This window comes from Clostridium punense (assembly GCF_017874425.1).
Taxonomy (GTDB): domain Bacteria; phylum Bacillota; class Clostridia; order Clostridiales; family Clostridiaceae; genus Clostridium_J; species Clostridium_J punense.
The window spans coordinates 39,995-55,590 of the sequence record NZ_JAGGLL010000014.1; the positions used below are offsets into that span (position 1 = coordinate 39,995).

A 15,596-nucleotide genomic window follows, 5' to 3' on the forward strand; every position below is an offset into this window, starting at 1 on the left:
TTACATATTTATATAAAAAAGATAACTGATGTACTTAACTCAGTTATCTTTTTTTATTTGTATTAGTACTATTCTATATTTATTATTTTACTCCCCATAACATAAACAAGAATATTAAGTTAGCTAGGACTATAAAAGTAATTCCATAAAAAATATAGTTTTTACCTTTTTTATTTATAATTATTTCTAGACTCCATATTATAAGAGTAAAAAACAATGATACTTGAAAGGGATGGTAATTCTGAAAAAACTTAATATAGTGGATACTATACATGGATAAAATAGTTAACACTATTATTATTATAGTAACCACCATAGAAGCCCAAAGAATCAATTTAATTGCTCTTTTCACTTATCTCCCTCCAACCATGGCAAGAAAGTCCTCTTCTGAAAGTATTTTTACACCAAGCTCCACTGCTTTATCATATTTAGATCCAGCATCACTACCAACTAAAACATAATCTGTTTTTTTACTTACACTGCTAGATATTTTAGCTCCTAAACCTTCTAACTTTTCTTTTATCTCGTTTCTTGTAAAATTATTTAAAGTTCCAGTTATAACTACAGTTTTTCCCATTAGGATACTTTCTTCCTTAATTTCTTTACTTTCAAAATAAGGTGTAATTCCTAAATCTAAGAGTTCTTTTATATTATTTTTAACCTCATTAGACTTGAAAAATTCTATAATACTTTTTGCAACAATATCTCCAATATCTTCAATGGCAACGAGATCATTAAAAGTAGCATCCTGTAGTTTCTCAAGATTTCTAAAGTTTTTCACTAAATCCTTTGCAGTTTTCTTACCTACATTAGGAATTCCAAGAGCATAAATGAAAGATGCTAAATCACAATTTTTGCTTTTTTCTAAAGCATTTAATAAATTATCTGCTTTCCTGTTTCCAAACTTTTCTAGAGTTAATAACTCTTCTTTTTTTATTTTATATAAATTTGGAATAGATTTTATATTTAATTTTTCAAAAAGTTGTTCTGCAGTTTTTTCACTAAAGCCTTCTATATTCATAGCATCTCTGCTAGCAAAGTGTACCATACTTTTCACCATTTGTGGCTTGCAAGACAAAGTATTATCACAGAATAGATGTACGCCTTGTTGTACAAGCTTTGTTCCGCAACTTGGGCAATATTCAGGTTGTTCAATTCCTATAGCTTTCTCTAAAGTTGACTCTACGACTCCAATAATTTCTGGTATAACATCATTAGAACGTCTGATATACACTTCACAGCCAATTTTCACACCTTTTCTATGTACATCATCCATATTATTTAAGGTAGCTCTTTTCACGGTAACTCCACCTAATTCCACAGGCTCTAATAAAGCTGTAGGACTTACTCTTCCGCTTCTTCCAACATTCCACTCTACATCCAAAAGAGTAGTTGTTGTTTCTTCAGCCTCAAATTTATATGCAATGGCCCACTTTGGAAATTTAACTGTATATCCCAAATGCTCTCTTGTTTTAATATCATCGATAGCAATTACAACTCCATCGATATCGTAATCTAACTGTGTTCTTATAGATTCGATATACTTAATTTCCTCAACTATATCCTGAAAATTACTACAAGATTTAAAATAAGAGTCTACTGGCAACCCCATTTCTTTTATGAAATCCATCATCTCTTTATAAGTTTGAAACTGTTCTCCTTCTTTATATCCTATATCATAAAAAAATGCTGATAGATTTCTTTTTGCTGTTTCCTTTACATTTAAGTTTCTTAAAGCTCCTGCTGCTCCATTACGTAAATTCTTAAGTGGGACACTAGCCTTACTGTTATATTCTTCAAATGCAGCCTTTGTCATAATAGCTTCACCATGAATTTCTGTCACCGTATAATTTTTGATTTTAAGTGGTATAGATTTTATAGTCTTTGCCTGTGCTGTTATATCTTCTCCAACTTCTCCAGTACCTCTTGAAGCTCCTGTAACTAATACACCCTCCTCATCATAAGTTAAGTTAATTGACAATCCATCAAACTTCTTAGTTACAACATAAGTTAAGGGAGGGAGCTGATGCTTATTATTTCTATTGTACTCATCAATGGCTTTTAAATTTCTATTGTGCCATTCTTTTAATTCCTCTATACTTTGTGCCTTATCTAAACTCCAAAGAGGTGATTTATGATAATGTTTTTTAAACTCTGGAAGTACTACATCACCGACTCTTTGAGTAGGTGAATAAGGTAGTACTTCCCCTAGTTCCTTTTCTAGGACTTTTAATTCATCATATCTCTTATCATATTCAACATCTGAAATAGAAGGATTGTCTAAAACATAGTATTCATAGGAGTATTCATTTAATTCTTCAATAAGTTCTAGCATTCTAGATCTCTTTTCCAAGTTATCTCCTCCTTAGGTATCTATATAAGTTCTAGTGGTGATGAAGAAAGCATAAGTTTTTTTATTCCCATGCTATTGAAGGCTATAGTCACAATAGTATCTGTACCATCTCCAGATACTGAAACTACTGTTCCCGTTCCAAATTTGCTATGCTTAACCTTTCTTCCTACAGTAACCTGATCTATCTGAATATTTTCCCTCTTATCATCACTATTTATTATTGAAGTTGCCACTTCCTTAGCATAACTAGCTTGCATATTTTTTAAGGTATGTGGATTATTATTAAATGATTTATTTTCATTATTTTTGAGGACATTTACAGCCCTCGATTTTCCACCAATTAATTCTTTTAAACTTGGAGGGATTTCACTTACAAAATCTGAAACCGAGTAAGCAACTGTTCTTCCAAATACCATTCTTTGTTCAGCAGAGGTAATATACAAAACTTCCTTAGCCCTAGTTATAGCCACGTAACAAAGCCTTCTTGATTCCTCCATTTCAGTAAAGCTATTAAGTGAAGACATTCCTGGAAAAATTCCATTTTCCATACCTACTAAAAATACAACGGGAAACTCTAATCCTTTCGCACTATGAACAGTCATCATTACTACTGAATTGTCTTCATCTTCTAAGTTATCCACATCAGATACTAATGTAACCTTTTCTAAAAATGCTCCTAGAGATTTATCTTCTGAGTTTTTTTCAAAGGCTACTGCATCAGATACTAATTCTTTTAAGTTCTCTATTCTACTCTCATCCTCTGGAGTCTTAGATGCCTTCAAAACAGTCATGTATCCGCTCTCTTCTAATATAGTCATAATTAATTCAGATACTGGAGTTTCATCTGCTCTTGCTATAAAACTATTAATCAAACTTGTAAACTTATTAATGGATGAGACAGCTCTAGCAGATAATCCCGGTATAAATTCTGAATCTAAAAGGGTGTTGTACATACAATCTTCACCTTCATTAGCAAAGCTTTGAACCTTATCAACAGTAGTATCCCCTATATTTCTTTTAGGCTCATTTATAATTCTTCTTAAGCTAATATCATCCAATGGGTTATTCACTAATTTTAAGTAAGCCATAATATCTTTAATTTCTTTTCTATCGTAGAATTTAAGTCCACCAACGATTTTATATGGGATTTCTCCACGTCTGAAGGTTTCTTCAAATATACGAGACTGTGAGTTCATTCTATATAAAACGGCAAAGTCCTTTAGGGTTCTTCCTTCCTCTTTTACCAGCCTTTTAATTTCATTTGCTACAAAGTTTCCTTCATCTATATCACTATACCCTCTGAAAACCTTAAGCTTCTCTCCTGCCTCACTTTCAGTTCTAAGTTCTTTTTCCTTCCTTTGAGCATTATTTTTAATAACCATGTTAGCCGCTTGAAGAATATTGGATTTTGAACGATAGTTTTGCTCTAGCTTTACAACTTTAGCATTTGGAAAGTCCTTTTCAAAGTCTAAAATATTGGTAATATCAGCACCTCTCCACGCATATATACATTGGTCATCATCTCCAACTACACAAATGTTCTCATTTTCATTGATCAAATATTTTACTAGTTCATATTGAGATTTATTTGTATCTTGATACTCATCCACCATTATGTATTTAAACTTTCTTTGATAAAATTCTCTTACCTCATCGTGTTCCTTGAGAAGCTTTACTGTTAAAAATATTAAATCATCAAAATCCAAAGAATTGTTAGCTTTTAGCCTTTTTTGATAAAGTAGATACACATCAGCAATTCTATTTTTTCTGAAATCACTTTCGTTTTCCTTTTTGAAGGCTTCAGCAGAAATCATATTATTTTTTGAAGCTGAGATTTTTCCTATTATCTCCGAATCTGTAATATCTTTTTCATTAATATTTAATTCTTTCATGCATTGTTTTACTAAAGTTTTAGCATCATAGGTATCATATATTGTGAAATTCTTATTATAACCTAATTTATCTATTTCTCTTCTTAGTATTCTCACACAACTTGAGTGAAAAGTAGATACCCACATGTTTTCAGCTACATCTCCAACTAGTGACCTTACTCTATCCTTCATTTCTCCTGCGGCCTTGTTTGTAAATGTTATAGCTAATATTTGAGATGGAAATATGTTTAAATCCTTTATCATATGGGCAATTCTATAAGTCAATACTCTGGTTTTACCAGAACCTGCACCTGCTAATATAAGTAAAGGCCCATTTACAGTGATAGCTGCTTCATATTGTTCCTTATTTAATAATTTTTTTAAGTCCATTTAAATCACTCCTAACTTAAACCATAATAAGTTTAAATTTGCACTATCCTTAATTATATCATATTTTTAATAGGTTAAACAAAAAAAGCGACATTGTCGCTTTAAAAATATAATATCTATAAGCTTGGCTTACAATTGTATCTTTTATGTAATTATTTTTATACTTACTCTTCCTTCCATTTAATTCTATCAAAAACAATCTTATATCCATCATTTCCATAATTTAATGAGCGATTTACCCTACTAATAGTAGCTGTGCTTGCGCCTGTAGTACTTGCAATATCTAAATATGTTCTTTTCTCCATTAACATTCTTGCTACCTGCAATCTTTGTTCAATGGCTTTTATTTCATTTATTGTACATATATCTTCAAAAAATTTATAGAACTCCTCTTTAGTTTTTAAGCTAGCAATGCCTTCAAATAAAAAATCCATTTCCCTGCTTTCAAACTTAGACTTAAACTCTCCCATGGTTTATCCCCCTAACTCAAGCTTTTGTTACGTTTATATCTTTATTATAAGTTTAATGTTTTAAAGTGTAAATACAGAATATTTATTTTATTCAAATATAATTGTAGTTTTTATACAATGAACAAGAATTAGTGGATGCAAGCTTCCCTTCCATACAAATTACTTATTTGTTTTAGAACTTAATATAGATTTAATATTAAATTTAGTTTATAAAATACAATTAAGGGTACTAAAACGTTAAAGCTAATTTGAAAATTGTAATAAAAATAAAAGCTAAAGTAGATTACTACTTTAGCGTATTTGTATATTTATGAAAATAACTGATAATGCAAATACAATTGATGAAATAATGGTTAATCTAGCTAAAAAAGATTCACGAGTTTTAGTTTTATTTTTAGAGAAGAAAGTTTCAGAAGTTCCTGTCATTAAACTATTAAGACCATTTGTTTTGCTTGGTTGTAAGGCTATTGATACCATAACAACTAACGCTGATATAACAAGTACTGCCATAAGCACTTTTACCATCATATGTACACCCCCTTGTCGCAATTTTGCCATTTTACAAGTATATACATCATTTTAACATAGTAATAAATTTTTTACAATAAATTAGCAGAGAGAATTAATTCTCTCTGCTAAAATAAATTACTTTCTTCTTATATTATAGAAAGATTTTAACCCTCTGTACTCAGCCATTTCACCTAGTTCTTCTTCTATTCTTAACAGTTGATTGTACTTAGCAACTCTCTCACTTCTAGCTGGAGCTCCTGTTTTTATCTGTCCAGCATTCATTGCCACAACTAAATCCGCCACAGTAGTATCCTCAGTTTCACCTGATCTGTGGGAAACTACAGCTGTATATCCAGCTCTTGCTGCCATCTCTATAGCATTGATAGTTTCAGTTAATGTTCCTATTTGGTTAAGTTTTATAAGTATTGAGTTGGCAACACCTCTGTCTATACCCATTTCTAATCTCTTAGTATTTGTAACAAATAAGTCGTCTCCAACTAATTGTATTTTATTGCCTAATTTTTCAGTGATATGCTTCCAACCTTCCCAATCTTCTTCTGCCATACCGTCTTCAATTGAGATTATTGGATATTTTTCACAAAGTTCTACGTAGTAATTAGCCATTTCCTCAGGAGTAAGTACTCTACCTTCTCCAGCTAAGTTATATTTTCCATCTTCAAAAAACTCAGAAGATGCTGGGTCTAGAGCTATGAAAATTTCTTCTCCTGCCTTATAACCTGCTTTTTCTATAGCTTCCATAATTACTTTGATAGCATCTTCGTTAGATGCTAAGTCTGGAGCAAAACCACCCTCATCACCAACAGCAGTTGCTAATCCCTTTGATTTTAATATACCTTTTAATGCATGATATACTTCAGCACTCATTCTTAGAGCTTCACTAAAAGAAGATGCACCACATGGCATAATCATAAACTCTTGTAAATCTACGTTATTATCTGCGTGCTTACCTCCATTTAATATATTCATCATTGGAACTGGAAGAACTTTAGCATTAACTCCACCAATATATTGGTATAGTCCAAGGCCTAAATAACTTGCTGCTGCTCTAGCACAGGCAAGAGAAACTCCTAACATTGCATTAGCGCCAAGTTTTCCTTTATTATCTGTACCATCAAGCTCAATCATAGTCTTATCTATAGCTACTTGATCAAATACATTCATTCCTATTAATTCTTCAGCAATGATGTTATTTACGTTGTCTACAGCACTCATAACACCCTTACCATTATAAATATCTTTGTCTCCATCTCTTAGCTCTACTGCTTCAAATTGTCCAGTAGATGCACCGGAAGGTACTGCTGCTCTTCCCATAGTTCCATCTTCAAGAACTACTTCAACCTCTACTGTTGGAAAGGCTCTTGAGTCCAATATTTGTCTAGCATAAACGTCAATAATTTCTACATACTGTTTCATAATTATTCCTCCTGACAATTTTCAAATTGTACTAGCTTTAAAAATATTCTGAATTTATATTTTTAATTTAATGCACAACAGGGTTTAACTTAATTTTGAAAGCTTTTCCTATTGTGCATTAATCCTAAACTAATTATACTTTAATATTAAATATTATTATTATCCAACCGTTATGCTCTTTATAATATCAAGGATTTTCCTGTCATTTCTTCGGGTTGTGCTAATCCCATAACTTGAAGCATAGTTGGAGCAATATCTGCTAAAACACCATCTTCTCTTAGTTGTTTGGCATCTTTCGCAACATAGACAAAGGGAACAAGATTATTAGTGTGTGCTGTCATAGGTTTGCCTGTAGAATAGTCAATCATTGTTTCAGCATTTCCATGATCAGCAGTAATAAATACGGTTCCATCCTTTTCTAGAACTTTCTCTACTATTTTACCTAAACATTCATCTACAGTTTCTATGGCTTTTATAGCTGCTTCTATTATACCTGTATGCCCTACCATATCTGGATTAGCAAAGTTTAATATAATCATATGGTATTTGTCTTCATCAAGAGCTTCAATAACTTTTGTAGTTACTTCATAAGCACTCATTTCAGGTTGTAAGTCATAGGTTGCAACCTTTGGAGAAGGAACTAAAACTCTATCTTCCCCCTTATTTGGTGCCTCAATACCTCCATTGAAAAAGAAAGTTACATGAGCATATTTTTCGGTTTCCGCTATTCTTAATTGATTACAGCCATTTTTACTTACATACTCACCTAAAGTATTGACATAACTTTCAGCTCTATACGCAATTTCAACATTTTCTATAGTTTTGTCATATTGAGTCATACAAACATAATTTAAATTTAAATTATCTCTTTGGAATCCAGAGAACTCTTTATCATTAAGTGCTCTTGTAAGTTCTCTTGCTCTATCAGGTCTAAAGTTAAAGAAAATTACTGAATCCTTATCCTTTATTGTAGCTGTAGGGTTTCCATCCTCTACAATAACTGTAGGAATTACAAACTCATCTGTTTTGTTATCATGATAAGCTAGTTCCACTGCTTTCTGAGCGTTTTCAGCTATATTTCCTTCGCCTTTTACCATTGCATTATATGCAAGCTGAACTCTTTCCCAACGATTATCTCTATCCATAGCATAATATCTACCGGAGATTGTTGCAAACTTACCTGTTCCCTCTTTTCTCATGTGTTCGTCTAAATAATTTATAAACTCAAGAGCTGAAGAAGGTGGCACATCTCTTCCATCAAGGAATCCATGAACATATACTTTTTTCAAACCCTTATTCTTGCACATAGTAATAAGTGCTTTAACATGTTCTATGTGTGAATGAACTCCACCATTAGATAATAGGCCCATCAAGTGTAAGGAAGAATTACTTTCTATAGCTTTATCTATAGCAAAGTTTAGAGCCTGATTTTCATAAAATCTTCCTTCTCTTATCTCTTTAGATATTCTTGTTAATTCCTGATAAATTATTCTTCCAGCACCAATATTTAAGTGTCCTACTTCCGAGTTACCCATTTGGCCTTCTGGCAAGCCTACATCTAGCCCACTAGCAGAAATTGAAACACTTGGGTAATTGTTGATTAAATTATCATAATTTGGCTTTTTAGATGCTCTAACTGCATTTCCATCTACTTTATCACTTAAACCAAATCCATCTAGTATCATAAGCATTACTGGTTTTTTTGGCATCCTATTTTTCCCACCCTTATAAATTAATAGTTTACAATAGCACTAAAATCCTGTGCTTTTAAACTAGCACCTCCAATAAGTCCACCATCTATATGCTCTTTTTCCATTTGTTCTTTTATAGTTGATGGTTTTACAGAGCCACCATATTGTATTCTAACACTATCTGCTACTTCTTTTCCATATATTTTTTCAACTACACTCCTAATAAATCCGATAGTTTCATTAGCATCCTCTGCAGTGGCTGTCTTTCCTGTTCCTATTGCCCAAATTGGCTCGTAAGCTATAACCATATTTTTAACCGTTTCACTTGATATTCCTGCTAAGTCCAACTTAACCTGTTTAGCTAAAACCTCTTCTGTGATTCCTGCTTCTCTCTCCTCTAATAATTCTCCTACACAAAGGATAGGAATTAATTCATGTTTAATTGCAGCTTTAAGTTTTAAATTTATAGTATTATCGGTTTCGTTAAAGTACTGTCTTCTTTCACTATGACCAATTATAACAAACTCTACCCCTAGCTCCTTAAGCATTTTTGGAGATACCTCACCAGTGAATGCTCCTTCTGTTTCAAAGTGCATATTTTGAGCACCTACCATAATATTTGTATCTCTGCACGCTTCTATTACAGCTGGAAGACTTAAAAACGTTGGACAAACAACTACATCACACTGAGCTCCCTTTACTAAAGGTTTTAGTTCCTCCACTAAAGCTACTGCTTCATTTATTGTTTTATGCATTTTCCAGTTTCCTGCTATTATTGGCTTTCTCATAATTTTACCTCCACCATCTATATTCTTATTTATCATTTAATGCTATTATTCCTGGTAGTTCAATACCCTCCAAGAATTCAAGAGATGCACCACCACCAGTAGAAATATGGCTCATTTTATCTCCCATTCCAAAGATATTAACTGCAGCAGCACTATCTCCACCACCTATAATTGTAGTTCCACCACAGTTTGCCATTGCCTCTCCAATAGCTTTTGTTCCAGTGCTAAAATTCTCAAATTCAAAAACACCCATTGGTCCATTCCAAATCACCGTTTTAGACTGTTTTATCCACTTACTATAAAGTTCAACTGTTTTAGGTCCAATATCTAATCCCATGAAGCCTTCTTCTATATTTTCATTGTCTGTTATTTTTGGAACAGCATTTTTTGAAAATTCACTGGCTATAACATGATCCAAAGGAAGTAATAAGTTTACACTTTTCTCTTCAGCTTTTTTCATCATTTCAATTGCGTAATCTAGTTTATCTTCTTCTACTCTTGAGTTACCTATATCAAAACCTTTAGCTTTTAAGAAGGTATATGCCATTGCTCCTCCGATAATTAAGTTATCAACCTTGTCTAAAAGATTGTTTATAACATTTATCTTGTCTGATACTTTAGATCCTCCTAAAATTGCTGTAAAAGGTCTTTCTGGGTTTTCTACTGCATCACCTAGGAACTTTAATTCCTTTTGAATTAAATAACCACATACTGAAATCTCTACGAAATTAGTTACTCCTACAGTCGAACAATGTGCTCTATGTGCAGTTCCAAAAGCATCATTTACAAATATATCACATAAAGATGCTAATTCTTTAGAGAAATTTTCCTCATTTTTAGTTTCCTCTTTTCTAAATCTAGTATTTTGAAGAAGTACGCACTCTCCTTCTTCCATGTTATTTACTAGGTTTCTTGCATTTTCACCAACTACGTTATCATCGTCAGCAAAAAGCACTTTTTTATTTAATAACTCTGATAGTCTAACCCCTACAGGTTCTAGGGATAAGTCTTTTTTTGCTTCCCCTTTTGGTTTTCCTAAATGAGAACATAATACTACCTTTGCACCATTTTCCGTTAAATATTTTATAGTTGGAATAGAACCTACTAGTCTATTTTCATCTGTAATTACTCCATCTACTATTGGTACATTAAAATCACATCTTAATAAAACTTTTTTTCCTTTTACTGATATATCTTCTATAGTTTTTTTATTAAATAACATTTTTATTCCACTCCTATTTTTTTAATATAGAGAACCTAAATTATTTAGCAGTTTATTTACAAATTATTTTTATTCCTCTAAATAGCGAACAATTTAATTTTGTTTAAAAAAATTAAAAATCTAGTACTGCAGACGACCTACAGAACTAGATTTTTGTTAGGTATTATTATAGATTCATCTAATTACATACTATAGTCTGTCAGCAACATATTTTGTTAGGTCTGCTAGTCTATTTGAATAACCCCATTCATTGTCATACCATGAAACAACTTTAACTAGGTTTCCATCCATAACCATAGTTGATAGACCGTCTACAATAGATGATCTTTCATCACCTTTGAAATCCATAGATACTAGCGGCTCATCAGTATATCCAAGAATACCTTTTAACTCACCTTCAGAAGCTTTTTTGAATGCTGCATTAATTTCTTCAGCTGTTGCAGACTTCTCAAGTTCACAAACTAAATCCGTCATAGATACTGTTGGAGTTGGAACTCTTACTGCCATACCATTTAATTTTCCTTTTAACTGTGGTAAAACAAGAGATACTGCTTTTGCAGCCCCAGTTGTTGTTGGTACCATAGCTTCAGCTGCAGCTCTAGCTCTTCTTAAATCGCTATGTGGAGCATCTAATATTTTTTGGTCATTTGTATAAGAGTGTACTGTTGTCATTAAACCTTTAACAATTCCAAACTCTCTATCTAATATTTTAGCAAACGGCGCTAAACAGTTTGTAGTACAAGATGCATTTGAAATAATATGATGTTTATTATTATCATAATTCTCTTCATTTACACCAAGAACTATTGTGATATCTTCGTTTTTTGCAGGTGCAGATATCAATACTTTTTTTGCTCCTGCTTCAATATGCGCTTTTGCTTTCGTTGCATCAGTAAAGAAACCAGTAGATTCAATTACTATTTCTGCACCTTGTAATCCCCAAGGAATATTTTTTGGATCTTTTTCTGCAAAAATCCTTATTTCTCTTCCATTTACTATTATTGAATTTTCAGTTGCATCTACTGTGCCATTGAATTTTCCGTAAAGTGTGTCATATTTTAATAAATGAGCTAGAGTTTTAGGATTAGTTAAGTCATTTATTGCAACAACTTCCAAGTCCCTACCATACTTTTCAACCAACGCCTTAAAAACATTTCTTCCTATTCTACCAAAACCATTAATACCAACTCTTATCATTTGAGTTACCTCCTAAAATTTATATTTTTCCTACTCATATAACTTGATTTATGCAAGTAGTATTTTCTCTTTTAAAATATTTGCTATCTCTCTAGCTGTGGCTTCATCTGTAATCAAAATACTATTTGTTCTATTTTTTTCTACAGCTATAATGGCTTTTGATTTTTCTACCCCTGCTGCTACAGCAATTATATTCTCTACATCAGCCACCTGGTCTTTGGAAATACCCACAAAAGGCATAGAGTAAACGATTTCCCCATCTATATTAAAATAATGGCCATAAGCTTCTCCTATCCCACCATTGTGTTCCACTTCCTCAACTATATCTGCAGACAGGTTCCTTTTTTTACATGCGGTTTCTGCCATGCCAATTCCATGAATTAAGATATAAGAATGACTAATAAGCTGAAAAATTTTCTTTATATCATTTTCTCTCAGCAAGGTTTGAAAAGCACTATGACTCAAATTATCTGGCATATGCAAAAGTTCATAACCTGCTCCTAATTTGTCAGCTAATCTTTGAACTAAGGTGTTAGATTGGCTTTCAATATCCTTTGCCATTCCTCCTCTTCCTGGAAGAACTTTAATGTTTTTAAATTTAGTTATCTTATCAAATTCATCCACCACTCTTTTAACTGATTGGCCACCCGTCAAAGAAATCACTATATCATCCTTCAAAATATTCTTTATATAACTAGCTGTGGCTTTTCCAATTTCATTTAAAACAGAGGACTCCTCGTTAACATCTCCAGCGACTATTAAAACATCCTTAACATTTAAGGCTTCTTTTATTTCTTTCTCTAAACCATCTATTCCCTTTACTTCTCGAATAAATAGCTTCAGTCCCTTTAAAACTTCTTCTCCTTCACTGGTTACTGACATTCCTATAGTATTAACTTCGATAAGATTTTGTTCCTTTAAGAAATTTGTTTCACTTCTTACAACTCTTTCACTTAAATTCACATTGTTCGCTAACAGCCGTCTTCCAATAGGCTGATAAAATTTGATATTCCTTAAGATATTGTATCTTACTTTAAGAACTTCTATTAGCTCAGGAATAAGTTTTAGTTGTAATCTTAATATGTCTTCCATATTACACCTCTTTGGACAAGTTACGTCCCTGTGGTCAATTTTTATCCCTATATAAATTGTACGATACTTTCCATGATTTGTGAAGAGGTAAATAATATTTTTAATAATTTATTATTAAGTTAAAGCCTCTTCCTTTGAGAGGACGACTTTATCCCCATTTCTTCCCTATATTTAGCAATTGTTCTTCTTGATAAATTAAACCCTCTATGGTTAAGAATTTCGCAAATATTGGAGTCTGAAAGAGGTTTCTTTACATTCTCTTCTTCAATGATTTCTTTTATTATCCTCTTGATATTTTGAGTTGAAAAATTATCCTTATTCCCTGCTATCCCATTAGTAAACAAATCCTTTATTTTTATTATTTTTCCCGTATTAAGAGCAATATATTTATCTCTTATTGCTCTACTTACAGTAGATTCATGTAAACTTAAATTAATAGCTATTGATTTTATAGTCATAGGCTTAAGATATTCCTCACCATACTTAAAGTATTCTATTTGCAAAGTTATAATTTCATTAATTACTCTATGTAAGGTCCTCTTTCTGCTATCGATACTTTTCATTAAAAATAATGCACTATTTATTTTTTCCTTTACATACTCTATAGCTACTTTATCTTCACTTAAGCTTATTACCTCTTTATATATATTGTTAATGTGAAGTCTGGGTACTATACTCTCATTCATTATAACTAAATATTCTCCTTGGACTTCTTGTATATATGCATCTGGAATTATATAGGTGATTTCCTCACCTGTGTAAAACCCTCTAGAAGGTTTAGGTTCAAGGCTTTTTATCAAATCTCCATATTTTTGCACCTGCAAAGGTGATATATTCATCTTCTTAGCAATTGCGCTAAACTTATTTTCTGATAGTAAGTTTAAATTATTTAATATAATTTCCTCTAAATCCTTATGATAAAGTCCTTTTCTATGAATTTGAATCATAAGGCACTCACTCAAATTCCGTGCTCCAATTCCACAAGGATCTAAGTGTTGAATTGTATTTAAGCATTGTTCACTAAACTCTTTAGTAATACCAAGTTCTTCACAAATTAAATCTAGTTCAATATCTAAATAGCCTTTGGAATCGAGATTTTCCACTATATACTTACAAACGGTTAATTTGCTACTTTCTAAATTAAGTTCTGAAAGTTGTTCATATAAAAAGTCTTTTAAAGTACTCTTAACACTAATAAATGAAAAAGGAGAAATCTCTTCTTCAGAATTATTAATATTGTAACTTTTGCTGCTATAATTGTCGAACTCCAAGTATTTAACTATTTCTTTATGATTCACTCCATCTTTTTCAATATTGCTTTCGGAAATTACTATTTCACTATTGTTAGAATACTCTAAAACTATATTTTCTTGTATTTCTTTGTTCACATATTCTATAAGCTCATAAGAAGACATTTGTAAAAGTCTAATAGATAGTTGCATTTCTGTGGTCATAACTAACTTTTGTTCTTGAGTTAATTTTAATCCAAAGTCTAAGTGCATTTCTTCACCCCCACAACTTTCTATATTATAACATATTTATACTTCTTTTTATAATTTTCTTAAAAGGTTTAACATTTTTCACAAGTGATCCCAATTGTTTAAATACATGCCTTTTAGCTAAGCTTTTAAAATCGAAATTTTATATATTCTTAATAATTTTTATGGATAAAAACAAGAAAACTACCATGTACTTAACACACGGTAGTTTTTAATATAACATATAACCCATTTATTTAATATGGCTATATAACATTTTTTCCATAATTATATCGATAATGTTTTGGTATTTCAATCTGCATTTTGATATTATTGGAGTCATATTGTGGTTCTTTGGGCATAGACATAAATCCATGCTTAATCCCAACTAATCCATTTATAGCTAGACAAACAGCCTCTAAAACGTTTTCAGCTCTTACATCTTTTCTTCTAAAACTCTTAATACTGTAATCTAGAATATCATCAATATTTGGGTATACTTTCCTAAGTAAATCTCTTCTTTCATTATAACCAGCTAAAACCATTTTACTATTTCTCATAAACCTACCACTAAGAACAAAAAATCCTATCTCACAATTACACTCTTTAAACTTATCCCTATACTCTAAGTTATTAGCTAAAAATTCATCTAACTCTCTTATCCTTTCAATTACATCCCACAGTCTTGTAGAAATACTTCTTCCAGTAAGCCTCTTATTCACAACATTTGCAACGCCAAAACTATTACAGTAAATTGCTTCTCTGCACGGAACTGCTGGTAAATCTAAGTGTGATGGGTGTAAAAGCTTCCTGGCTTCTACATCACATTGTCTTTCTTCAAGGGAACCTTGCATAAACCCAATAGGCACATTAAATAAAAATAAGTCACTATCCCCCCATAAACACATTAATTCTTCAATGGTCTTAAAAATATTAACATCCCAACTATCTTCTGAAAGTTTTACACAAAACCATCCCCCATTACATGTATTAATTCCGACTACATTCATTTTATCACCCCAATAAAATGTGTTATATAATACCTCATTATAGAATACTATATATTATATTATATACTATACTTGCTAGTTTGTATTCAG

General features: G+C 31.7%; 13 protein-coding genes. All 13 read right to left on the reverse strand.

What is annotated here, in order from left to right; all coding sequences use genetic code 11:
• Window positions 1-82: 82 nt before the first annotated feature.
• The gene (locus J2Z44_RS10105) at window positions 83-352 is read right to left on the reverse strand and encodes a hypothetical protein (protein WP_021281470.1); all 270 of its coding nucleotides are present in this window, start codon (window positions 350-352) and stop codon (window positions 83-85) included.
• A complete protein-coding gene (gene ligA / locus J2Z44_RS10110) occupies window positions 353-2,335 on the reverse strand; it encodes an NAD-dependent DNA ligase LigA (protein WP_209649552.1) in 1,983 nt (660 codons plus the stop codon).
• A 38-nt stretch (window positions 2,336-2,373) separates the two neighbouring features.
• Window positions 2,374-4,614: a DNA helicase PcrA gene (gene pcrA / locus J2Z44_RS10115; RefSeq protein ID WP_021281473.1), complete on the reverse strand. Its 2,241-nt coding sequence runs from the start codon at window positions 4,612-4,614 to the stop codon at window positions 2,374-2,376.
• Window positions 4,615-4,778: 164 nt separating this feature from the next.
• Window positions 4,779-5,084, reverse strand: coding sequence for a YerC/YecD family TrpR-related protein (locus J2Z44_RS10120; protein ID WP_021281474.1), 306 nt, complete (start codon window positions 5,082-5,084; stop codon window positions 4,779-4,781).
• A gap of 291 nt (window positions 5,085-5,375) precedes the next feature.
• Entirely contained in the window at window positions 5,376-5,612 is a 237-nt protein-coding gene (secG, locus tag J2Z44_RS10125) for a preprotein translocase subunit SecG (protein WP_021281475.1), read from the reverse strand.
• Window positions 5,613-5,729: 117 nt separating this feature from the next.
• The gene (eno, locus tag J2Z44_RS10130; protein ID WP_021281476.1) at window positions 5,730-7,028 is read right to left on the reverse strand and encodes a phosphopyruvate hydratase; all 1,299 of its coding nucleotides are present in this window, start codon (window positions 7,026-7,028) and stop codon (window positions 5,730-5,732) included.
• A 179-nt stretch (window positions 7,029-7,207) separates the two neighbouring features.
• Window positions 7,208-8,737, reverse strand: coding sequence for a 2,3-bisphosphoglycerate-independent phosphoglycerate mutase (gpmI, locus tag J2Z44_RS10135; protein WP_021281477.1), 1,530 nt, complete (start codon window positions 8,735-8,737; stop codon window positions 7,208-7,210).
• Between the two features lie 23 nt (window positions 8,738-8,760).
• Window positions 8,761-9,507: a triose-phosphate isomerase gene (gene tpiA, locus J2Z44_RS10140; RefSeq protein WP_031270906.1), complete on the reverse strand. Its 747-nt coding sequence runs from the start codon at window positions 9,505-9,507 to the stop codon at window positions 8,761-8,763.
• Between the two features lie 25 nt (window positions 9,508-9,532).
• Entirely contained in the window at window positions 9,533-10,729 is a 1,197-nt protein-coding gene (locus tag J2Z44_RS10145) for a phosphoglycerate kinase (RefSeq protein WP_021281479.1), read from the reverse strand.
• A 189-nt stretch (window positions 10,730-10,918) separates the two neighbouring features.
• Complete coding sequence (gene gap / locus J2Z44_RS10150) at window positions 10,919-11,926, reverse strand: type I glyceraldehyde-3-phosphate dehydrogenase (RefSeq protein WP_021281480.1); 1,008 nt, start codon at window positions 11,924-11,926, stop codon at window positions 10,919-10,921.
• 48 nt (window positions 11,927-11,974) lie between these two features.
• Window positions 11,975-13,018: a sugar-binding transcriptional regulator gene (locus J2Z44_RS10155; protein ID WP_021281481.1), complete on the reverse strand. Its 1,044-nt coding sequence runs from the start codon at window positions 13,016-13,018 to the stop codon at window positions 11,975-11,977.
• Between the two features lie 119 nt (window positions 13,019-13,137).
• Window positions 13,138-14,520 carry an RNA polymerase factor sigma-54 gene (rpoN, locus tag J2Z44_RS10160; protein WP_021281482.1) on the reverse strand — a complete coding sequence of 461 codons (1,383 nt, stop codon included), beginning with the start codon at window positions 14,518-14,520 and terminating at the stop codon, window positions 13,138-13,140.
• Between the two features lie 242 nt (window positions 14,521-14,762).
• On the reverse strand, window positions 14,763-15,506 hold the full coding sequence (locus J2Z44_RS10165) for a DUF429 domain-containing protein (protein WP_021281483.1): 744 nt from the start codon (window positions 15,504-15,506) through the stop codon (window positions 14,763-14,765).
• Window positions 15,507-15,596: the final 90 nt, after the last annotated feature.

What these genes read in the sequence shown, in the direction of transcription:
- ligA (WP_209649552.1), bottom strand. Translation starts at nt 2,335, where the DNA reads ATGCTAGAACTTATTGAAGAATTAAATGAATACTCCTATGAATACTAT.
- pcrA (WP_021281473.1), bottom strand. Translation starts at nt 4,614, where the DNA reads ATGGACTTAAAAAAATTATTAAATAAGGAACAATATGAAGCAGCTATC.
- J2Z44_RS10120 (WP_021281474.1), bottom strand. Translation starts at nt 5,084, where the DNA reads ATGGGAGAGTTTAAGTCTAAGTTTGAAAGCAGGGAAATGGATTTTTTA.
- secG (WP_021281475.1), bottom strand. Translation starts at nt 5,612, where the DNA reads ATGATGGTAAAAGTGCTTATGGCAGTACTTGTTATATCAGCGTTAGTT.
- eno (WP_021281476.1), bottom strand. Translation starts at nt 7,028, where the DNA reads ATGAAACAGTATGTAGAAATTATTGACGTTTATGCTAGACAAATATTG.
- gpmI (WP_021281477.1), bottom strand. Translation starts at nt 8,737, where the DNA reads ATGCCAAAAAAACCAGTAATGCTTATGATACTAGATGGATTTGGTTTA.
- tpiA (WP_031270906.1), bottom strand. Translation starts at nt 9,507, where the DNA reads ATGAGAAAGCCAATAATAGCAGGAAACTGGAAAATGCATAAAACAATA.
- J2Z44_RS10145 (WP_021281479.1), bottom strand. Translation starts at nt 10,729, where the DNA reads ATGTTATTTAATAAAAAAACTATAGAAGATATATCAGTAAAAGGAAAA.
- gap (WP_021281480.1), bottom strand. Translation starts at nt 11,926, where the DNA reads ATGATAAGAGTTGGTATTAATGGTTTTGGTAGAATAGGAAGAAATGTT.
- J2Z44_RS10155 (WP_021281481.1), bottom strand. Translation starts at nt 13,018, where the DNA reads ATGGAAGACATATTAAGATTACAACTAAAACTTATTCCTGAGCTAATA.
- rpoN (WP_021281482.1), bottom strand. Translation starts at nt 14,520, where the DNA reads ATGCACTTAGACTTTGGATTAAAATTAACTCAAGAACAAAAGTTAGTT.
- J2Z44_RS10165 (WP_021281483.1), bottom strand. Translation starts at nt 15,506, where the DNA reads ATGAATGTAGTCGGAATTAATACATGTAATGGGGGATGGTTTTGTGTA.